The 17,643-nt window shown below is 65.3% G+C and carries 25 protein-coding genes and 1 pseudogene; 5 read left to right on the top strand and 21 right to left on the bottom strand.

The window, feature by feature from the left end:
* Positions 1-137: 137 nt before the first annotated feature.
* From FZ033_RS11505 to FZ033_RS11430, 16 genes and pseudogenes are all read right to left on the bottom strand, one after another.
* The gene (locus tag FZ033_RS11505) at positions 138-452 is read right to left on the bottom strand and encodes a ferredoxin (protein WP_149576282.1); all 315 of its coding nucleotides are present in this window, start codon (positions 450-452) and stop codon (positions 138-140) included.
* A gap of 53 nt (positions 453-505) precedes the next feature.
* Positions 506-1,696 carry a DegT/DnrJ/EryC1/StrS family aminotransferase gene (locus FZ033_RS11500; protein ID WP_232847454.1) on the bottom strand — a complete coding sequence of 397 codons (1,191 nt, stop codon included), beginning with the start codon at positions 1,694-1,696 and terminating at the stop codon, positions 506-508.
* Positions 1,697-1,704: 8 nt separating this feature from the next.
* Positions 1,705-1,968 carry a hypothetical protein gene (locus FZ033_RS11495; protein WP_149576280.1) on the bottom strand — a complete coding sequence of 88 codons (264 nt, stop codon included), beginning with the start codon at positions 1,966-1,968 and terminating at the stop codon, positions 1,705-1,707.
* Between the two features lie 89 nt (positions 1,969-2,057).
* Entirely contained in the window at positions 2,058-2,387 is a 330-nt protein-coding gene (locus FZ033_RS11490) for a DUF3024 domain-containing protein (protein WP_149576279.1), read from the bottom strand.
* A gap of 48 nt (positions 2,388-2,435) precedes the next feature.
* A complete protein-coding gene (locus FZ033_RS11485; protein WP_149576469.1) occupies positions 2,436-2,678 on the bottom strand; it encodes a nitrogen fixation protein NifZ in 243 nt (80 codons plus the stop codon).
* Positions 2,678-2,995 carry a nitrogen fixation protein NifZ gene (locus FZ033_RS11480; protein ID WP_149576278.1) on the bottom strand — a complete coding sequence of 106 codons (318 nt, stop codon included), beginning with the start codon at positions 2,993-2,995 and terminating at the stop codon, positions 2,678-2,680. The genes FZ033_RS11485 and FZ033_RS11480 overlap by 1 nt, the downstream gene beginning before the upstream one ends.
* Complete coding sequence (locus FZ033_RS11475) at positions 2,992-3,765, bottom strand: 4Fe4S-binding leucine-rich repeat protein (RefSeq protein WP_149576468.1); 774 nt, start codon at positions 3,763-3,765, stop codon at positions 2,992-2,994. Before FZ033_RS11475 ends, FZ033_RS11480 begins: the two co-directional genes overlap by 4 nt.
* Positions 3,761-4,300, bottom strand: coding sequence for a hypothetical protein (locus tag FZ033_RS11470; RefSeq protein ID WP_149576277.1), 540 nt, complete (start codon positions 4,298-4,300; stop codon positions 3,761-3,763). The genes FZ033_RS11475 and FZ033_RS11470 overlap by 5 nt, the downstream gene beginning before the upstream one ends.
* A gap of 100 nt (positions 4,301-4,400) precedes the next feature.
* Entirely contained in the window at positions 4,401-4,715 is a 315-nt protein-coding gene (locus FZ033_RS11465) for a HesB/IscA family protein (RefSeq protein WP_149576276.1), read from the bottom strand.
* An 11-nt stretch (positions 4,716-4,726) separates the two neighbouring features.
* Entirely contained in the window at positions 4,727-4,951 is a 225-nt protein-coding gene (locus FZ033_RS11460) for a 4Fe-4S binding protein (RefSeq protein ID WP_149576275.1), read from the bottom strand.
* A 119-nt stretch (positions 4,952-5,070) separates the two neighbouring features.
* Positions 5,071-6,633, bottom strand: coding sequence for a nitrogenase cofactor biosynthesis protein NifB (gene nifB / locus FZ033_RS11455; RefSeq protein ID WP_149576274.1), 1,563 nt, complete (start codon positions 6,631-6,633; stop codon positions 5,071-5,073).
* A gap of 313 nt (positions 6,634-6,946) precedes the next feature.
* Complete coding sequence (locus FZ033_RS11450; protein ID WP_149576273.1) at positions 6,947-7,819, bottom strand: SIR2 family NAD-dependent protein deacylase; 873 nt, start codon at positions 7,817-7,819, stop codon at positions 6,947-6,949.
* A 6-nt stretch (positions 7,820-7,825) separates the two neighbouring features.
* Positions 7,826-8,041 (bottom strand): putative nitrogen fixation protein NifT, encoded by a 216-nt coding sequence (gene nifT / locus FZ033_RS11445; protein WP_149576272.1) that lies wholly within the window; start codon positions 8,039-8,041, stop codon positions 7,826-7,828.
* A 186-nt stretch (positions 8,042-8,227) separates the two neighbouring features.
* The gene (nifS, locus tag FZ033_RS11440) at positions 8,228-9,430 is read right to left on the bottom strand and encodes a cysteine desulfurase NifS (protein WP_149576271.1); all 1,203 of its coding nucleotides are present in this window, start codon (positions 9,428-9,430) and stop codon (positions 8,228-8,230) included.
* 139 nt (positions 9,431-9,569) lie between these two features.
* Positions 9,570-9,836 (bottom strand): annotated as a pseudogene (locus FZ033_RS11435) (NifU family protein); the annotation flags it as partial.
* Positions 9,837-9,887: 51 nt separating this feature from the next.
* On the bottom strand, positions 9,888-10,208 hold the full coding sequence (locus tag FZ033_RS11430; protein WP_011995784.1) for a HesB/IscA family protein: 321 nt from the start codon (positions 10,206-10,208) through the stop codon (positions 9,888-9,890).
* Positions 10,209-10,685: 477 nt separating this feature from the next.
* Between FZ033_RS11430 and FZ033_RS11425 the strand changes: the two genes are divergently transcribed.
* Entirely contained in the window at positions 10,686-11,273 is a 588-nt protein-coding gene (locus tag FZ033_RS11425; protein WP_149576269.1) for a hypothetical protein, read from the top strand.
* A 319-nt stretch (positions 11,274-11,592) separates the two neighbouring features.
* On the opposite strand, the gene FZ033_RS11420 is transcribed toward FZ033_RS11425, so the two are convergent.
* Both FZ033_RS11420 and FZ033_RS11415 read right to left on the bottom strand, forming a co-directional pair.
* On the bottom strand, positions 11,593-12,051 hold the full coding sequence (locus FZ033_RS11420; RefSeq protein WP_149576268.1) for a Rieske (2Fe-2S) protein: 459 nt from the start codon (positions 12,049-12,051) through the stop codon (positions 11,593-11,595).
* A gap of 11 nt (positions 12,052-12,062) precedes the next feature.
* Positions 12,063-13,712: a flavin monoamine oxidase family protein gene (locus FZ033_RS11415; RefSeq protein ID WP_149576267.1), complete on the bottom strand. Its 1,650-nt coding sequence runs from the start codon at positions 13,710-13,712 to the stop codon at positions 12,063-12,065.
* 320 nt (positions 13,713-14,032) lie between these two features.
* Here FZ033_RS11415 and FZ033_RS11410 point away from each other — a divergent pair, with 320 nt between their 5' ends.
* From FZ033_RS11410 to FZ033_RS11395, 4 genes are all read left to right on the top strand, one after another.
* Positions 14,033-14,494: a hypothetical protein gene (locus FZ033_RS11410; RefSeq protein ID WP_011995779.1), complete on the top strand. Its 462-nt coding sequence runs from the start codon at positions 14,033-14,035 to the stop codon at positions 14,492-14,494.
* A gap of 119 nt (positions 14,495-14,613) precedes the next feature.
* Complete coding sequence (locus tag FZ033_RS11405) at positions 14,614-15,474, top strand: sulfurtransferase (RefSeq protein ID WP_149576266.1); 861 nt, start codon at positions 14,614-14,616, stop codon at positions 15,472-15,474.
* A gap of 12 nt (positions 15,475-15,486) precedes the next feature.
* Entirely contained in the window at positions 15,487-15,738 is a 252-nt protein-coding gene (locus tag FZ033_RS11400) for a hypothetical protein (RefSeq protein ID WP_149576265.1), read from the top strand.
* Positions 15,739-15,743: 5 nt separating this feature from the next.
* The gene (locus tag FZ033_RS11395) at positions 15,744-16,061 is read left to right on the top strand and encodes a hypothetical protein (protein WP_149576264.1); all 318 of its coding nucleotides are present in this window, start codon (positions 15,744-15,746) and stop codon (positions 16,059-16,061) included.
* A gap of 239 nt (positions 16,062-16,300) precedes the next feature.
* On the opposite strand, the gene FZ033_RS11390 is transcribed toward FZ033_RS11395, so the two are convergent.
* The 3 genes from FZ033_RS11390 to FZ033_RS11380 all read right to left on the bottom strand — a co-directional run bounded on the left by FZ033_RS11390 (position 16,301) and on the right by FZ033_RS11380 (position 17,631).
* A complete protein-coding gene (locus FZ033_RS11390; RefSeq protein ID WP_149576263.1) occupies positions 16,301-16,969 on the bottom strand; it encodes a nitrogen fixation protein NifQ in 669 nt (222 codons plus the stop codon).
* A gap of 146 nt (positions 16,970-17,115) precedes the next feature.
* On the bottom strand, positions 17,116-17,412 hold the full coding sequence (gene fdxB / locus FZ033_RS11385) for a ferredoxin III, nif-specific (RefSeq protein ID WP_138400538.1): 297 nt from the start codon (positions 17,410-17,412) through the stop codon (positions 17,116-17,118).
* 18 nt (positions 17,413-17,430) lie between these two features.
* Positions 17,431-17,631, bottom strand: coding sequence for a CCE_0567 family metalloprotein (locus FZ033_RS11380; protein ID WP_011995773.1), 201 nt, complete (start codon positions 17,629-17,631; stop codon positions 17,431-17,433).
* Between the last annotated feature and the right edge of the window lie 12 nt (positions 17,632-17,643).

Below are 17,643 nucleotides of genomic sequence, written 5' to 3'. Positions count from 1 at the left end.
GGCACGGCATGCCGCAGCCAATCCGGCATCTCCCCATCCGTCCTGTCGTGCCAGCGGCAGGGCGGATTTTCTTTGCCCTCTCGCGAGGGCGGCCGGAAAGAAGCGCCCCGCAACCCGGCGGGACGCTTCTTGTCCAATCAGAGGCCGGAGAACTCGCCGAGGAGTTCCACCGTCACGTTCTCGGTGCCGAGAACGGTGATGTACTTGGCCAGGCGCGACTTCGAGCCCACGCCCACGATCGCGTCGAGCAGCTCGTTTTCCTCACGCGAGGTCTTCGAGAGACCCTTGCGGCCCTCCTGCACGAAGACGTGGGACGCGCTGCCGTCCTTGTCCGAGGTCTGCCGCGCGGCAAGGCCCGGCTCGACGGTGATGAGCGCTTCGAGGAGGTTTGTCCCTTCCGAAACCTCAATGGTCTTTCCGGCGGGCATAACCTTCAACGTAACCGTGGACATCATAAGCTCCTGTCGTTTCAACTTTTGTGGTTGGGGTGCGATATTGTTTGCCTTCAGTAGATGGCGGCGCCCGCCCCTACATTGATCGAGGCATCCTTCATCGTTGCAACGATGAACTCGATTTCGTCCTCGGACAGGTGCGTGTGGAACGGCAGGGCGATTGCCCGGTCGGCCACCTTCTCGGTCACGAGGAAGTCGCCCTTGCGATACCCGAGGTCGAAGTAATGGCGCTGCAGGTGCAGCGGCGCGCTGTAGGCGGCGGATTCCACCTTCTCCACCTTCAGATCGTCGACGATGGCGTCGCGGCTCGACTTGGAGAAGCGGGTGCCCAGATGCACCACGTAGAGGAACCAGTTCACCTCCGTCACGTCCGGCCCGATGAAGGGATCCTTGATGCCCTCGAAGGACTGGACATATTTCTGGTAGAGATGCTCCACCGTGTGCCGCTGCTCGAGAATTTCCTCGAGCCGCCCCAGCTGGGCGAGGCCGAGCGCGGCGGTCACGTCGCTCATGGCGCCCTGGTAGGGCGCGCTCATGGAGACCACCACCGAAGAGCGCTCATCCAGCCGGTGGGCGCGGAAGCGCCGCAGCCCCACCGCCACGTCGATGTCATCGGTCACCACCATGCCGCCCTCGCCGCACACCAGCGGGAAGGGCTGTGAGAAATCAAACACGGATGTGTCGCCGAACGACCCAACCAGCGCGCCCTTGTAGCGCGAGCCGATGGCCTCGGTGGAATCCTCGATCAGGGCCAACTTGTGCGTCCGCGCCAGCTCCTGGAAGGCGGTCCAGGGCGCCGGATGGCCGTTGGAATTACCGGCGACGATGGCCTTGGTCTTCTCGGTGATCTTGGCCGCCGCCTTTTCAGGAACCAGCGTTCCGGCCCAATAGTCGATATCGGCGAAGACCGGCCGGGCGCCAGAAAGGCTCACGGCGTGGACCGTCTCGCGGAAGGAGTGGGGCGAGCAGATCACCTCGTCCCCGGGCCCGATCCCATAGGCCTTGAGGGTGTAAAGCAGCCCCAAGGTGCCGCTGGGCACGGCCACAGCATACTTGCGGCCGAGATAGCCGGCGAACGCCGCCTCGAAAGCCTCGGCGGTCGGTCCGCTGGACAGGCGCGGCGCCTGCAGCGCCTCGGCCACGGCCTGAAGCTCGATGACGGTGATGTCGGGATCCGACAACAGGATCGATGCGCCCTCGGCGCCGTCGTCGGCCGACAGGTCAGCGTCGTCGAAGAGATCCATGTCGCTCATCACGCGCTCCGCCGGGCAAGGATGACACCGGTCGCGCTCGCGGGATCGAGCGTGATGTGGGCGCAGTGATCGGCGGTGTCGAGCAGGTGGATGTCGTATGTCGAATAGGTGCGGAATGGCGATTCCGTGACATCGGAGGCGTCGCACTGGGTCCAGGACAGGGCCGGAAACCGGCGACGCAGTTCGGCAAAGACCGGCCCGGACGCGTTCTCCGCCGTGAGGAGCTGCTCGATCTCGGTGAGGTCGCTGTCGCTGAGGGCCATAACCTAACTCTCCCTTGCCGAAGATGAGACACGTCCGCGTCTTCTGTCGCGGTCCGAAGTCCCCCATGCAGGATCATTGCCAAATTAGATCATTGCCAAAATTTGCGTTCGCTATCGTCGTTGAGGAGATCCAGAACCTCCTTCAATCGGTCATGGGTACTGTCGAGTTCCCACAGCCTTGTGCCGTGGTTCTTGCGGAAGAGCTGCCAGGCACTCCCCTCCGCGTCGAACAGCAAAAGGGCGATGTCCACGACGCCGCCCTCCGGATCGATGTTGCGCGAGCAGCACGCGCTTTCGATGCGATAGCCGCCCTGGGTGGCCAGCACCCGGGGCGTGACATAGCGATAGCGCTTGCGCGCCTTGATGGCGCGCTCGATGCGCTTCTTGTCGAGATCGTTCGGATGAGCGGGCAGCCTCATCGTCTCGTCTCTTTCCTCAGTCCAGGCCTTGCCGGCTTTGCGTAAGGATCACTCGAGCGGGGAGATCTCTTCCTCGAGGCACCCCACCACGAGGCGTTCGGTGAACTCGATCAGATAGATGGGCGTGTTGGTGTCGGTGTGGGTGCCCACCTGCACGATCTCGCCGGTGGCGCCGAGGCCCACCAGCAGCGCCTCCTCCGGGAAATCCGGATAGGAGCCGTCATTGTAGAGGTCGATCAGAGTCTTGACCTTCTGGCCCCACTGATACTTGGGGTTGCGCGGCTCAAGGATCATGCTTTGGGTGCTCCGGGCAGGGGAATGTCCATTTCGTCGCGCGGGATCGCGCTTTCGAGTTCCTTGCGCTTCATACCCACGCGATTACCGCTTTCGGTGAACTCGACGCCGTAGATATAGAATTGCTGCAGGAAGGTACCGATGGAAACCACGTAGCCGATCTCGCCCTTCTTCGCGAGGATCTCGCCGATTTCCTTCCCGGCATAGGTTCCGTCGTTGCGAATGACCCGCTTGGCCTTCACCTTTTCGCCGAAGTTGAAATACGGCGGCTCTGAGACTTCGACCACATCACTGTCACGGACAATGTTGCTCATAGCGGCATCTCCCTCAAAAGCTCCCCGCCCGCCTTCGCGCGGGACCGGGCGACCTCGCGCACGAAGTCGTCGTCGTCATCGATCAGCTGTGACACCTGGGTGGGAGCGATGCGGCTCGCCACCTCGTAGCGCACCCGCCAGTCCGGATCGGCGACGAGCGCGGAGAGAAGATCGGGGGCAAGGCGCTGGGCCACTTCCAGGCGCACCTGCGGGCTCCGGTCGTTGACCATGCACAGCAGCCATTCCGATGGCAGGCGCTGGGCCACCACGCGGCGGACCTCGGCTTCCGGATCGTCCACCATGCGCGACAGCAGCGGCGGAGCGATGCGGCGCGCAACGACGAGCCGCACGTAATAATCCTCGTCCGTCATCATGGGGGAGAGGTCGGCATCCTCCAGCAGCGAGACGATGCGGATACGCACCTCCCGGTGGGGATCGTTGCGCAGCGGCAGGATCTTAGTCTTCGGCAGGCGCCGCGCCGCATTCCAGCGCACGGTCTCCTCCGGATCGTTGAGAAGCGGGGGCAGGACGAACACGTCCGCGTGCTTGGCCGCGATGGCCCGCACCTCGAAATGGTCGTGCCGCACATAGGAATTGGCGAGCGAGGGATTCCAGTTGAAGAAGCGGTCGATGCGCCGGGCATAGCGATCGTTCACGCAGGCCCGCCGCAGATGGCATTTTCCCGCCGCCAGGAGGTCCTGGTGGGCGCACGCGGAGCAATCGACGTCTTCCCCGAGCCAGGTCTTGGCCTCGTCGATGTCGTCTTCAATCTTCATCGTCCTGCCCCGCTCTGTTCAGCACGTCGAGCAAGAGCTTCGCACCGATCTTGTCGGTGGGATCGAGCTCGAGCAGCTTCATCGCCGCGGCCCGCCCCTCCTCCAGGTCGCCGAGGCGCATGTTGAGGTAGGCGTAACCCTTCAGCGTAAACAGGAAGAAGCGCGGCATCAGGCGGTCGTAGCGCGAGAATTCGGCATCCTGCGCGCGCACCTCCCGCCAGTCGGCCGGCAGATTGGTCTCCCGCTGCGCCTTGGCCAGGCACACCCGCGCCACCTCCAGGCATTCCCGAAGCCGGCCCTTGTAGAAATAGAAGCGGTAGAGACCGATCAGCACCGCGGCATGCCCTGGCGCCAACGCCTCGGCCTGCCGCAGATGGCCTTCCGCAACTTCGTCCTGCTGGTAGGAGAGGCCGGCTTCCCACAGATGATGCTGTGCGTCTTCCGGCAGCCCTCCCCCCATCACGGCGCTCGCGAGGAGCGCCTCGGGGGTGAGGAAATCCGGTTCGCCCGAAACCTGCGAGCCTTCCATTCCGCTCCCCTCGTTTCCCGTCCCGCCCGCAGCTGCCAAACGCAAGGCACCTGCGCGCGACAAAAGCCGGAGCGGCAGCGCCGCCCCGGATCACCTCAGATCAGTGCGCGTGCGAACTGCAGGTGGTCGCCTTGGGGTCCTGGAACACCAGGCCCGTCTTGGCGGCCGTATCGGTGAAGTCGATGGTGACGCCATCGAGCAGCAGGCGGCTTTCCGCCGGCAGGAACAGCTTCAGGCCGTCCTGCTCCACCACCGCGTCGCCGGGCGAGGGCTCCTGGAGCACCGCGATCTCGGCATTGAGCCCGGAGCATCCACCGGGGGTCACATGCATCCGGAAACCGGCGCTGGGACCGCCGTCGGCCATGATCATCATGCGGATGAAGCGCTGGGCCGAACGGGTCATCGTGAAGTTCATCGCGTCTCTCCTTACGCGGTGGGCTGATAGCGCGGATACGCGTTGTCGATGACGCAGGTATCGTCCACCGGGCAGACCGCAGCGCACTGGGGCACGTCGAAGTGGCCGATGCATTCGGTGCACTTCTTCGGGTCGATCACGAACGTCCCGTTCTTCTCGAAGATGGCCACGTTGGGACATTCCGGCTCACAGGCCGAGCAGCTCGTGCACTGCGACGCCACGATTTTCAACGTCATGGGATGCTCCTTGGATGCCGAGCGCGCGATCTGATCGGCAGGACGGTCGGTTTGCTTGAACTTGAGCTGGATCCGCCCAGGCCATTTCAGCCTGGGCGGATCCAGGTCTTGGGAGGGGCTCAGGCCGCGTTGATGAGCGCGCCCTGGCGGATCTCGGCGTCGCCGCGCTCCGCGTGCTCGATCTCGCCGGTCTTCACCTTGTTGAGGTATTCCTTGAACCAGGTGATGGCCGACTTCTCGATGAACTCATGGGCGAACCCGTCCACCGGCTCGATGCCGGCCTTGACGAGGTCAGCCTTCGGGCAGCCGCCGATCTTGGCCACGAACACCGCATGGCAGTCGTTGATGGCGCGGATGATGGTCTCGAGGCTGTCCTCCTCGCCGTAGCCGCCCTGGCAATACAGGTCGACGCGGCGATGGCCGACGAACTTGGCGCCGCCGGTGGAGAGTTCCCACACCTGGAACTCCTTGGCGTGGCCGAAGTGCTCGTTGATGAGGCCCGAGCCCTTGGTGGCCACGGCCACGAGCAGCTTGATGTCGCTCTGCTCGCCGGCGAGAGCTTCCATCTCTTCCTGCTTCGCGGCGACCTTCGCCACGCGCTCTTCCTCGACCAGGGCCTGGTAGGCCTTGCGGCTGTCGAGGTCGTAATTGACCTCCATGGCCATGATCTTGTCGGTGGTGAACTCAGCGGAACGGTCCTCGCCGAGGAGACCCACGGCGTCGGCGCGGCACTGGCGGCAATGCCGCATCATGTTCATCTCGCCTTCGCACGAATCCTGGAGCGCCTTGAGCTCCTGGGCCGTCGGGCCGCGCTGGCCGTTGAGGCCGAACACGGTGCCGTGCTCGGGCGCCGAGATGAGCGGCATGATGTTGTGCAGGAACGCGCCGCGGGACTTCACCGCCCGGTTCACTTCGACAAGGTGCTTGTCGTTGATGCCGGGGATCATCACCGAGTTGACCTTGCAGAGGATGCCACGCTCGGTGAGCATCTCCAGGCCCAGCATCTGCCGGTCGGTGAGGAGCTTGGCGGCCTCATAGCCGGTGTAGCGCTTGTGCTTCCAGAACACCCACGGATAGATCTTCGCGCCCACTTCCGGATCCACCATGTTGATGGTGATCGTCACGTGGTCCACGTTGAAGCCGGCGATGGTGTCCACGTGGTCGGGCAGGGCCAGGCCGTTGGTGGACAGGCAGAGCTTGATGTCCGGGGCAGTCCGGTTGATCAGCTCAAAGGTCTGGAAGGTCTTCTCGGGATTGGCGAGCGGGTCGCCGGGGCCGGCGATGCCCAGCACGGTCATCTGCGGGATGGTGGAGGCGACCGCGAGCACCTTCTTCGCCGCCTGCTGGGGCGTCAGCTTCTCGGACACCACGCCGGGGCGGGATTCGTTCGCGCAATCATACTTGCGATTGCAGTAGTTGCACTGGATGTTGCACGCCGGGGCAACGGCAACATGCATACGCGCATAGTGGTGGTGGGCTTCTTCAGAATAGCAGGGATGGTTCTTCACCTTCTCCCAGATCTCGGTGGGCAGGTCGCCCTGGCCGGCGGACGAACCGCAGCTGGCCTTGCCCGAGCCGCCGGACGTGCCGCAACCCTGGTGTTCCGCCTTGGCCTGAAGGGCCTCGGCCAACTTGTCGGCCACTGCGGCTTCGCTCGTCTCGTGCTGTGTCGACGCGTGCATGAATCTGCTCCTCGCTTCCAGCAGGATCCCAAAAAAATCCTTGGACAGGGATGAGCAACTGGCGTGCCAGCAGCGCTACGGATAAATACGTAAATAATTTCAAATGCTTATAAATTGACGCCCAGCTGTCGGCTTAACAACACGCGCCCCGCAGGGAACGACATGTTGGAAAAGTTACATCGTCGTGCGTTCGGTTTCGGCCGCGTTATTGATCTCGATCAATGCAGAACCGAAACTCCAGGCAGGGCGCCAAAAACAAAGAGAGCACGTCCGGACAGGACATGCTCTCTGAAGATCGGGAAGACGAGGACGATCAGGCAGCGACCGACATGATGATGTCCAGCGCCTTGGGCAGCGGCATGGCGATGGGCGTGATGGCGTGGGTCAAAAGGAAGCGTAGCTCGTTCTTGGTGAGCACCGCTTCGTCCACGATGGCGAAGTGCGGCAGACGCGAGCGCTTTGTCACCTGGCGCGCGTAGGTTCGCAGCATCTGGTCGTGGAAGCGACAGCCGAGGAACAGGAAGCTGCGCTCGGTGCGGCGGTTCTTCACCACGTCCGGGATCGGCGTCTGGATGTCGATCTCGGTGAGGACCTCCACATAGTCGGCGTCGGAGATCAGCCAGTTCTTGGCCGGCGCGACGCTGCCATGGGGCTTATAGAGCACGGTCGTCCAGGTCTCGGCCGCGGCCCGGTCGGTCTCGTTGCCGGCAGCGTCATAGAAGCGATACCAGCGGTCCTCGCCGATGCCGGCGCGGGTGATGCCCTGCGCTTCGCCCCAACCCTCGCGGCCTTCCAGCGCGGAGCGCATGGCGCCGTCATACCAGGTGTCCACGATCAGCGGCAGGCTCAGGCCGGCGAGGAAGGTGTGGATCGGCAGCGGCGCCACCGGTGGGGCGAACGCATCAGCCATAAGCGCCGACACGGTGGAGCGGTGCTTCATGCTCTCGATGTGCTGGGCGGAGGCCCAGACGTTGCCCTTGGCGCGCTTGGGCAGCGCCACCTTGGTGCCGAAGAAGGCCGCGAGGCCCTCCGGCGTCACCGGGATGGCGGGCGACGACAGCTCCAGGAGACCGGGCCCCAGATAGGGCACGGCCTTCCCGGCGACCAGCTCCGCCGCCACGTCCTTCAGGACGGCTTCGGCGTCGGCGAGCTTCATCGTCTCGATATTGGCGACGGAAATATTCATATCAGATCACTCCTCCTCGCCGCGCTTCTTCGCGTTCACCGTGATGGGAAGGGTCGTGCCCTCGGCCATCTCCGGCAGATCAAGCACCCAGCCATTGGCGATCTTGATCCAGCCGCCCCACAGGGTCTCGTGTTCGCTCTCGACGATCGGCTCCTCAAGGTCCTTTTTGGGAACGTAGATGGACAAGCCAATCTCCGGAGAACGGCGAATCATAATCTTCATACAACTGGCTCCTCGATCGGCCTTGACTCGCCGCTCTTACCCGCGCCGACATCCATGCGATGCCGGTCGTGGATGTTTCTGATGCACCCGGCGGCCGCCGCAGCGGCCGTCATCGGGCACGTATTTCCTGTTGCGAAGGCAACGCCGGCGGGCGTGTAATCGCCACCGTCACAGCCGGCACGAAGGCTAGACATGGCTGGCCACCGGCGCGCCGTCCGCGCCCTCCCGCGCCAGCCAGGCCGGCGACATGGCGCGCAGGCGGGTGACGATCTCCGGCAGCGCCTCCAGCACCCGGTCCACGTCCTCCCCCGTGTTCTCGCGGGAAAGCGACAGGCGCAGGGCGCCATGCAGCGCGGTGGCCGGCAGGTTCATGGCCCTCAGCACATGGGACGGCTCGGTGGAGCCGGAGGTGCAGGCCGAGCCGGTGGAGGCGGCGACGCCGGCCTTGTTGAGATTGTGCAGCACCGCTTCGCCGTCGAGATACTCGAACGCGATGTTGGCGGTGTTGGGAAGGCGGTTGTCGCCGTCCCCGTTGAGCAGCGTGGCGCTCACCTGCTGGAGGATGCCCTGCTCCAGCCGATCACGCAGCGCCTTCACGCGCGTGCGCTCCTCCTCCATGTGCTGGAGGGCGAGGTCCGCCGCCGCGCCGAGGCCGATGATGCCCGGCACATTCTCGGTGCCGCCACGCCGTCCGCGCTCCTGATGGCCGCCGCGAATGAGGGGGCGGAACTTCACGCCCTTCTTCACATAGAGCGCGCCGATGCCCTTGGGCCCATGAAGCTTGTGGCCGGACAGGGACAGCATGTCGATGGCGGTGGCTTTCAGGTCGATGGCCACCTTGCCCACCGCCTGCACCGCATCGGTGTGGAACAGGGCGCCGACCGCCTTCGCCTGCGCGGCCAGATCCGCCACCGGGAACAGCGTCCCGGTCTCGTTGTTGGCCCACATCACCGAGACGATGGCGGTCTTCGGCGACAATGCCTTGGCATAAGCATCGAGATCGAGCCGCCCGTGGCGGTCCACGCCGATGAGATGCACCCTGATGCCGCGCGTCTTTTCTAGATGCGCGACCAGGGTCAGGATCGCCGGATGCTCCACCGTGGTGGTGACGATCTCGTCCCGGCCTTCCTGCGTCTCCAGCGCAGAGAGGATGGCCGCGTTGTCGGCTTCCGTTCCGCCGGAGGTGTAGATGATCTCGTGGTCGAAGGCGGCGCCGAGCAGCGCCTGAAGCTGCTTGCGCGCCCTCTTCAGCGCCTCGCCCACATGCTCGCCGAAGGCGTGGGTGGAGGAGGCGTTGCCGAAATGCTCACTGAAGAACGGCAGCATGGCCTCGACCACAGCGGGGTCGGTCCGTGTCGTCGCGTTGTTGTCGAGATAGACAGGCCGCACGGCATCACCCCTTCGATCGTCTGAGCCTCCGGCGCGCCCCTCAGCGCGTCGGCGAGGGGACGGCGGGGGCCGGAGCCACCGGTGCGGCGGACGGAGCGGGCGCGATGCCCTTCAGGCTCACCAGCGGCTTGTTCTGCGCGCCGGCCACCGGGATGAGCCGGATCAGCTCGCCCAGGCGCTCCACGATCTTGGTCTGGATGCCCTCGATGGTCTCGCTCGCCAGCTTGCAGAACACGCAGGCGCCGGTCATCTTCACCATGACCTTGTTGCCGTCGATCTCGACGAGCTCGCAGTCGCCGCCATCCCGCTTGAGATTGGGACGGATCTCCTCGATCACCTCACGGATGATCGCCTCACGCTTGGCTTGCTGGGTGAGCGGCGCACACTCTTCGGTCTCGGCCAACATCGCTGCGTCCTCTATGTGAATTGAGTTCAACCCGTGCGGTCAATCCAGGCTTCAGCCGAAGGATTTGCCGCAGGAGCAGCTCGAGGTGGCGTTCGGATTTTCGAAGGTGAAGCCGGAGCCCTCCAGGGCCACGACGAAATCGATGACGGTGCCGGCGAGCAGCTCGTGGCTCTGGTTGTCCACAAACACCTTCACGCCCTCGCGCTCGACCACCGTGTCGTCGGGCTCGGCATCGCTGACGAGGCCCATTTTGTACTGGTAGCCGGCGCAGCCACCCGTCTCGACCATGATGCGCAGCCCGCTGACCGGCTGATCGGCGCCCAGGATCGCGTCCCGGACCGCATGCAAGGCGCTGTCGGTCAAATTGATCATCGCTCGACCTTCGCTTGAGAGGTTGCTTCGGCCCTCCATCCAGCAAGCGCCGTGCCAGACAGCAACGGACTGATTTGCCTGAATTTTCCGGAATTCAGCTGTTGCCTTTGCGACGCGTGTCCGATTCCGGACAACGCCGCCGGCGACTTCTGGCGCCCTCTGTCGCGCCAGGCCGGCACCGCCGCCGGCGGCGCCTCGATGTCGGTTCGGACCTTGATTTGGCGCCATTGCAGGCGCCGGCGGGCCGGCTCCCGGTCGCCTCAGGGATGGCCGATTGTCGCGCCTCGCCCCTGCGGCGACCGCCGTGCCGCGGCGCGGCAAAGGGCTTGCATGGAGGACGCGCCTGCCCCCTTGCGCGGGCGGCACGCCGAACGGGGTTCGGCGGAGAGCGGCGCCTTCGAGCCCACGAAGGCGCGCCCCTGCTCGCGCCCGTCTGAGACCGTCTGAGAGTTGTGTGCTGAACCGGAGACTTTTTTGATGACTGCGATCGAGAACACCCCCCTGGGCCGGCTGGATAAAGAGGGGCGCCTCCTGAATGCCGTGCTCAAGCAGCCGACCAAGCCTGGCCGCTTCGACTTCCGCGGCGACATCGCCCTGAAGTGGCAGCAGCAGATGGCCGACGAGAAGCGTCCGCCGGAATACACCATGGAGCAGGTCATCACCTTCGCGGAGGATGGCAAGTCCACCATTCCCGTGCTGGCCGGCTACCTGCAGAACTTCGCCTTCCTCTCCGACGTAGCGGATGTGCTCGGCGACGCGCTTGCCCCCGACGGCAAGTACTTCATCTTCTGCAACAACATCGACCTTCTCGCGAAGTATCGCGTCACGTACGGCGAAAAGACATTCTACGTCCTGCCCTGCGATGAATCCACCGTGTGGAAGGAGATGACCGACCTGCTCAGCATCGACAAGAATGATGTCAAGAAGCTGGACACCGCCGGTAAGACCGACAAGGTGCTCGATGCCGCCCTGGGCTGGCACGAGGACTACGAGACCATCACCTACGAAAAGGGCGTCTCCCTCATGGAGCCGGTGAAGAACCGCAACGCAAACCGCCCGGTCTGATCCAAACCAGACCCTGAACCGGGCCCTCGCCGGCATCACGGCGAGGGCCCGGGGCGTTAGAACGTCGGGTCTTGGAAGATCGGTGACGGCGGCTCAAGCCAACCGGAGGGTCAGCGCCACTGTGCCAGGACCAGACGAGGTCGATGCAGGGGGTGTCGACCGGATCCCGATCACAGGCCGCTCATCAACACTGCCGGCACGCGAAGCCTGACTTCCCCGCTGAAGGTGCCCGGCCTCATCCTCCATGTGGAGAGGCGCCGAACCGCCCCTCCACATGCATGCAGTGCGGGTCCAAATAACCCGCCCCCGCAGGCCACATTCAGACGCCGCCGCCCTCGTCGGAGCACGAGGTGATTTCCTCATCCTCGTCCTCTTCCTCCTCGGCCAGCGTCACGCCGGTCACGCAGATGTCGTTGTCGATGACGCTCAGGGCCACCGAGGTGAGGCTGCGGCCCTTGCACGGCCCGTCGATGCACACGCCGGTGCCCAGCTCAAACAGGGCGCCGTGCTTGCCGCACATCAGCCGGATGCCGTTGGGATCGAGGAACTGGTTACGCTCCCAGTCCAGCTTCACCCCGTCATGGGGGCACAGGTTGACATAGCCGAACACCTGCCGGCCCCAGCGCACGACAATGAGGTTGAACGGCTTCTCGACGCCGTCCTCGACCTTCATCAGCTCGAAGCCGCGGGCGCGCTGGCTCGGAATGTCGCTCATGGAGCAGACGACGTAGGCGGTGCCGACCTCGGGCACGTTTTCTTCCGCGATGCTCGGTTCCATCTTGTCCTCGTTCACGATGCACTCGTCAGGATCGGGCCCTTGCGGGGACCCGCGCCAAGGGGAAGGGCCGCACCCGCCTCGGCCAGCCCCGCCTCGGCCTTGGCGAGCAGGCGGCGGTTGGCGGCAAGGCAGAAGTCGCGCCAGGCGGCTGCCACGTCGCGCAGGATGGTCTGCACATAGTCCTTCGACAGGTGGTGCTCGCCCGGGAAGTTGGACAGGGCACAGGACGTGCGGTTGAAGGCGATGATGTCGTCGAGCAGGGTCTGGATGAAGTCACGGAACGGCAGCTGCACGTCGCTCATCAGGGCCGAGCGCCCCTTCTCCACCGGCACGCCAACCATGTCGAAGGGCAGCGTGTCGAGCATATCCGCGGCGCGCTCGTAGATGTCCTCGATGGCGCCCAGCATGGCCCGCTGGGTCAGCTGCTCGCGGTCCTGGGCCGCCAGCGCCCGGTTGAGCCGCACCCGATAGGCCTCGAAGGCCGCATCGTTCAGCGTCGCTACCCAGGTCGCGAAGCGCGCAAGGCTCGCCGCATTCACCGAGAGGCCTTCCGGCAGGGCCACCTCGTCCTCCTCGGAGCGCGCCCGGGCGAGCGAGCGGTCGATGCGCCGCGCTGCTTCCAGCGCGCCCTCCAGATAGCCCGCGCCCTGGGTCGCGGTCTCGGAGCCGCCGAGATAGAGCCGCCCGTCCCACAGGGGACGGCGCAGCAGGGGATTGGAGAAGGCCACATGCTCGCCCTGCGGCTCGGCGCGGTCACGGGCCGAGCAGGTGAAGGGCTCCAGCGCCCAATCCTGGTAGTGCTGCTCGGCGCCCTCGGCGGCGCTGCCGAACACCTGCACCAGCTGGCTGTCCATCAGCATGGGCAGGCCGACGACGAAAGCCTCCCGCAGGTCCGGCGGGAAGCTGAGGAAGCCGCCCAGGGCCGCCTTGGCGCCGGTGGCGTCGCAGGCGTCGAAGATCTCGCCCACCACCGCCTGCTCGTGGGTGACGAAGGCGTTGCCAGACTGGCCGGCCTCCCGCCAGAAGGGGGAGGAATAGGCCATCACCACCTTGGCCTGCGCCGCCATCCAGGTGGGGGCCGCGCCCATGGCGTCGCGGGTGGCAGCGTCGATGTCGGGCGAGAAGCGGACGGTCTCCGCCACCAGGCGCGGCGGCAGCGCGATCACCACATGCCGGGCCTCCACGGTGAGGAAGGCGTCGTCCACGCGGAAGGTGAGCACCACGTGGTCGCCCTTGTCCTCCACCTTCTGGAGCACATGGCCGAGCCGGATGTCCTCTTCGCCCAGGCCATCGGCGAGGGCGGCCACCAGCCGCGCCATTCCGCCGGCGACGCGCCGCGCGCCGCCATGCACCTGCTGCTCGAACCCCTGGGGACCCTTGTCCGCCTCGGTGAGGTGGAGCACCGCCCCCTCGTCATGCTGGGCGAAGCTGGTGAGGCCGAGCTCCGATACGAAGGCGGTAATGAGCGGCTGGGTATCGGGCCAGAACCAGGTGGGGCCGAGGTCCAGCGCCTCCCCGGTGGTGGCCGGGACAGCGGAGAGGATGCGGCCGCCGAGACGGGCGCGCGCCTCGAACAGGGTCAGGCTGCGGCCGGCCTTCTTGAGGCTCCGCGCCAGGGCGAGGCCGCACAGCCCGCCGCCGATGATCGCCGTGTCCAGCATGGATTCAGATCCCCTGCGTGTCGCGTTTTTGGAGCCCTTGCAAGATTCGCGCACAGCCGGAATGGGCCGGTTTATGGCGCTCCTGGCGGGGTCCGCGTCGCATTTCCCGCGATGTGCGACGCATTTCCGACAAGCCGGCGACGACCTCCGACATGGCCGGCCGGCCTCTCCATGCCGGGTGGGAAGCGCTTGCGGACAAGGCTTTGCGGCATCCGGCCGGTACGCGAGGAGGGAGACCCGGGGGCACGGCCGCGACTGGCACGAAAATTGATCAACCAGGGGGACCGTTCGTCACACCTGATTGTCTAGTGGAGATTGCCATGATCGTCGCGTCGGAATTCGCAAGCCGCTCCCTCGAGGAGATCAAGGAGCTGCTGGCGGGGGGCACCCTCACCGTCTATTCCGTTGCCCGTCCCGTGACTGCCGACCATGCGGTGGACCGCAGCGGCAAGCTCGTCGCCTTCACCTTCGCCACGCCGGCGTTCGGCACCCCGTCCGAGGACGGCTCCGAGGTGGCGAGCTTTGTCGCCGAAACGGTGAACGCCTCCGACGTGGGCACCCCGGGCTTTGCCCGCGCGGTGACCGCCGACGGCAAGGTGGTGGCCGACTTCTCCGCCGGCCCCGGCGACCGTGAAATCAAGTTCTCGGAAGTGTCCTTCTCCGCCAACGCCCCGGTGAAGGTGGTGAAGTTCAAGTTCAACCCCGAAGGCGGCTGGCCTGAGCGCGTCGACTACTACGACGCCCACCCGCGCCCCGGCTACAGCCTGCCCAAGGTTCGCTGAGCCTTTCGTTTCCGGCGGCCACAGCGCGCCGACCGCTCCAGAATCGCCTGCCGGGCGCCCTGCCCGGCAGGCATTGAAAGCACCCGATGTCCGAACCTCGACAGGGAGAGACCTGCGTCATGTCCACCGTTCTTCCCGGACCGTTGGTGAGCACCGAATGGCTGGCCGAGCATATCGAAGCGCCGGACGTGAAGATCCTGGACTGCACCTGGCTGCATGAAAGCAGCAACATGGACGGGCGCACCCAGTATCGCGGGCGTCACCTTCCGGGCTCGGTGCATTTCGACATTGACCATGTGGCCGACAAGAGCAATCCGCTCCCCCACATGCTTCCGCCCGCCGCGGAATTCGCCAAGAAGGTAGGCCTGCTGGGCATCGCCGATGGCGACAAGATCGTGGTCTATGATCGCCTGTGCGGCGGCGCGGCCGCGGCCCGGGTGTGGTGGATGTTCCGCATCTTCGGCTACGACGACGTTGCCGTGCTGGATGGCGGCTACGGCAAGTGGGTGAAGGAGAAGAAGCCCTCCGACATGTCGCCCGTGCGGCCGGAGCCGAAGACCTTCACCGCCACCCTCAATCCCGCCCTCGTGCGCAACCTCGGCGAGATGGTGTCGAACCTGTCCGGCAAGACCGACCAGGTCGTGGACGCGCGCGGCCCGGCCAAGTTCGCCGGCACGCAGGACGATGTCTTCCCGGTGAAGAAGAAAGGCCACATTCCCGGCTCGATCAACCTGCCCTGGGGCGACCTCATCGTCGAGGACAGCGGCGAGTTGATCCAGCCCGACGCGCTGGCGGCCCGCTTCGCGTCGGCCGGCATCGACATCGCCAAGCCGGTGGTGGCGACCTGCGCCTCGGGCACCATCTCGGCGGTGGTGCTGCTGGCGTTGTTCATCCTCGGTAACAAGACGGCGGCGCTCTACGACGGCTCGTGGGCCGAATGGGGCCTTGCCGAAGATACGCCCGCGGCCGCCGCGGCCTGACGGGAGCAACCCATGGCCGACCTTCTGCCCCTCATCAGCGACGGCGAGGAGTTCACGCTCCTCGCCGCGGACGACAACACGCATTTCGTGCTCCGCTTCAAGCCGGACGGCCTCACTGCGGATCTTTCCGGAGAGGACGCGGAGCGCTTTCGCGGCGATTATGAAACCGTGAAGTCTCAATTTCCGGACTGGAGTTCGGATCAATTACTGGCGCAGCTCTGGGACCAGGGCGGTTACAGTTGGCTCGCAGCCCAGGACGGGTGACGCACATGGCTACCACGCTCATCAAGACCACTTCGGACGGGCGCAAGCTCGAAGTTTCGGGCCTCGCCATTCTCCTCGACGGTCAGCTTGAATCCTTCGACCTCACCGAGATCAAGCTTCATCCCAACTGCCGCAAGATCTGGTCGGTCCACCCGGAGGCAACCCACCTCGCCGGCCGCGTGACCCTGACCAGGGACGAGGCCGATCTGGTGGAGAAGGCCTTCAAGGAGGCCGAGGCCGAGATCCTCGCCAGCCCCGCCGCCATCAACGAGCGCTTCCGCATCGCCATGATGTGGCGCGCCCGCAGCGAAGGCATCGAGTGACGGCATCTGCCGCCGTCCGATTTCCTGAGCCCCGAGACCAGCCCGGCCCGATCCTCGGCGCCGGGCTTTTTCATGAGGCGAGAGCAGCCCGACGTGCAAGGCCAGATAGGGATCTCGCGGACACGCCGGCGCACCCGGGCAGGCGAGCGCCGACCTGACCGACGCGCTTCGATTGCAGAGGAACAAGATCAGCAGCCCGATGCGATGTCAGGCTTGATCAAACCCGCGCGGCAGACGCCCTATTCGGCGGCCTCGGGCAGCGCATCGGCAGCCACCTGGCCGAGCGGTACGTTGGCATTGGCGGCGGCATTGCGGTTGCGGGCGAGGCGCGATTCCCCGTCCTCGGCACCGAAGCAGACGTGGAATTCGTCGCAATCGGAGCACACCGGCGCCGCGCACAGGGTGAAGCCCTCCGATCCGCAGACCATGCGGTAGAGGAACTTCTTCCACTTCATGTCCTGCCGGTTCTTCAGCGCCAGCGGCGCGAAGCGGCGCGTCATGAGCTCGCGCAGTTCCTGGCGGTCCCTGAGCCCCAGGTCCTGCCACAGGTGGTGGGGCGACTGACAGCGCCGCGCGATCATGGCGATGAAATGGGCCTGCAGTCGCCCCGCATCGGACGAATAGATGCCGAGGATGTCGCGGATCGACTGCTCTTCCGCCTCGACCGAGATGGAGCGCCCCTCCATCCGCCGACCGAGCGCCTCCACCGCATCGGGAAACAGGATGCGGGCGAGGTCGAGGAAGGCGGCCTTATCGAGGCCCAGGGCCTCGAGGCAATTGCGCCCGTCCTCTTCCGCCTCGGCAAAAGCGACGGCGGCGATGGAGGCCGCCACATGCACGTCGAAAGGGTCGCCGGCCGAAGCGGTCGATGAAGCAATCAACCAGTCATAGACCTCTTCGGCGGCCATGGACCCACTCCTAAGACCAACGACACCGGTCTGAGATCGGTGTCGTATGGATTTGGCTCAAGCGCCGCGCGGGTCTCGGTGGAAGGCCTCTGAGCAAAGCTCATCACCCCTCCACTTCGAACCCGATCCGCGATCAGCCGTGGCGTTCAGGCCGCAGCCTGCTCATGACCATGAACTTGGCAATTGGCCGGGCAGACCCGCGCGCACGCACCGCAACCGATGCAGGCGCCCGTGTCGTTCATGACCATTACCTTCTTCTCGACCTCATCGTCCTCATCATCATCAAGGGAGACGACTTCGCCGTCCTCGTTGATGCCTTTCAACGTCATCACGTCCCGGCCGCAGACCTTGAAGCAGCGCCCGCAACCGATGCACTTGCCGGCATCGATATCGAGCAAATAGTCTGGCTGCCAGGCTCGACCATCTCGGGTTTCGTTGGACATTTCGAAAAAGCCTTCAGGTTAGGCGGCCTCAAGTGCTTTCAGGTCCGCGCGCTTCTTTTCCAGCTCGGCGAAGGCGCTGTGCGCCCTCTTGGCGACATCCATGATCGTCTCCCAGCTGATGGGGAGTTCCTCAGACAGATCGTGGAGGTCCATTTTTGCCTGCGTCGCCTTGGCGGACAGCTTCTTGATTTCGGCCTTGAGTTCTTCCACGTCGCTCATGGGTGCACCTGA

It is taken from the genome of Xanthobacter oligotrophicus, from assembly GCF_008364685.1.
Taxonomy (GTDB): domain Bacteria; phylum Pseudomonadota; class Alphaproteobacteria; order Rhizobiales; family Xanthobacteraceae; genus Xanthobacter; species Xanthobacter oligotrophicus.
The sequence above is the reverse complement of the archived record's forward strand: the minus strand, read 5'-3'. Positions and strand labels throughout refer to the sequence as shown.

What these genes read in the sequence shown, in the direction of transcription:
- FZ033_RS11450 (WP_149576273.1), bottom strand. Translation starts at nt 7,819, where the DNA reads ATGAATATTTCCGTCGCCAATATCGAGACGATGAAGCTCGCCGACGCC.
- FZ033_RS11500 (WP_232847454.1), bottom strand. Translation starts at nt 1,696, where the DNA reads ATGGATCTCTTCGACGACGCTGACCTGTCGGCCGACGACGGCGCCGAG.
- FZ033_RS11470 (WP_149576277.1), bottom strand. Translation starts at nt 4,300, where the DNA reads ATGGAAGGCTCGCAGGTTTCGGGCGAACCGGATTTCCTCACCCCCGAG.
- FZ033_RS11490 (WP_149576279.1), bottom strand. Translation starts at nt 2,387, where the DNA reads ATGAGGCTGCCCGCTCATCCGAACGATCTCGACAAGAAGCGCATCGAG.
- FZ033_RS11420 (WP_149576268.1), bottom strand. Translation starts at nt 12,051, where the DNA reads ATGGAACCGAGCATCGCGGAAGAAAACGTGCCCGAGGTCGGCACCGCC.
- FZ033_RS11410 (WP_011995779.1), top strand. Translation starts at nt 14,033, where the DNA reads ATGATCGTCGCGTCGGAATTCGCAAGCCGCTCCCTCGAGGAGATCAAG.
- FZ033_RS11415 (WP_149576267.1), bottom strand. Translation starts at nt 13,712, where the DNA reads ATGCTGGACACGGCGATCATCGGCGGCGGGCTGTGCGGCCTCGCCCTG.
- fdxB (WP_138400538.1), bottom strand. Translation starts at nt 17,412, where the DNA reads ATGTCCAACGAAACCCGAGATGGTCGAGCCTGGCAGCCAGACTATTTG.
- FZ033_RS11480 (WP_149576278.1), bottom strand. Translation starts at nt 2,995, where the DNA reads ATGAGCAACATTGTCCGTGACAGTGATGTGGTCGAAGTCTCAGAGCCG.
- nifT (WP_149576272.1), bottom strand. Translation starts at nt 8,041, where the DNA reads ATGAAGATTATGATTCGCCGTTCTCCGGAGATTGGCTTGTCCATCTAC.
- FZ033_RS11395 (WP_149576264.1), top strand. Translation starts at nt 15,744, where the DNA reads ATGGCTACCACGCTCATCAAGACCACTTCGGACGGGCGCAAGCTCGAA.
- FZ033_RS11390 (WP_149576263.1), bottom strand. Translation starts at nt 16,969, where the DNA reads ATGGCCGCCGAAGAGGTCTATGACTGGTTGATTGCTTCATCGACCGCT.
- nifB (WP_149576274.1), bottom strand. Translation starts at nt 6,633, where the DNA reads ATGCACGCGTCGACACAGCACGAGACGAGCGAAGCCGCAGTGGCCGAC.
- FZ033_RS11430 (WP_011995784.1), bottom strand. Translation starts at nt 10,208, where the DNA reads ATGATCAATTTGACCGACAGCGCCTTGCATGCGGTCCGGGACGCGATC.
- FZ033_RS11380 (WP_011995773.1), bottom strand. Translation starts at nt 17,631, where the DNA reads ATGAGCGACGTGGAAGAACTCAAGGCCGAAATCAAGAAGCTGTCCGCC.
- FZ033_RS11425 (WP_149576269.1), top strand. Translation starts at nt 10,686, where the DNA reads ATGACTGCGATCGAGAACACCCCCCTGGGCCGGCTGGATAAAGAGGGG.
- FZ033_RS11495 (WP_149576280.1), bottom strand. Translation starts at nt 1,968, where the DNA reads ATGGCCCTCAGCGACAGCGACCTCACCGAGATCGAGCAGCTCCTCACG.
- FZ033_RS11405 (WP_149576266.1), top strand. Translation starts at nt 14,614, where the DNA reads ATGTCCACCGTTCTTCCCGGACCGTTGGTGAGCACCGAATGGCTGGCC.
- FZ033_RS11400 (WP_149576265.1), top strand. Translation starts at nt 15,487, where the DNA reads ATGGCCGACCTTCTGCCCCTCATCAGCGACGGCGAGGAGTTCACGCTC.
- FZ033_RS11505 (WP_149576282.1), bottom strand. Translation starts at nt 452, where the DNA reads ATGTCCACGGTTACGTTGAAGGTTATGCCCGCCGGAAAGACCATTGAG.
- FZ033_RS11465 (WP_149576276.1), bottom strand. Translation starts at nt 4,715, where the DNA reads ATGAACTTCACGATGACCCGTTCGGCCCAGCGCTTCATCCGCATGATG.
- FZ033_RS11460 (WP_149576275.1), bottom strand. Translation starts at nt 4,951, where the DNA reads ATGACGTTGAAAATCGTGGCGTCGCAGTGCACGAGCTGCTCGGCCTGT.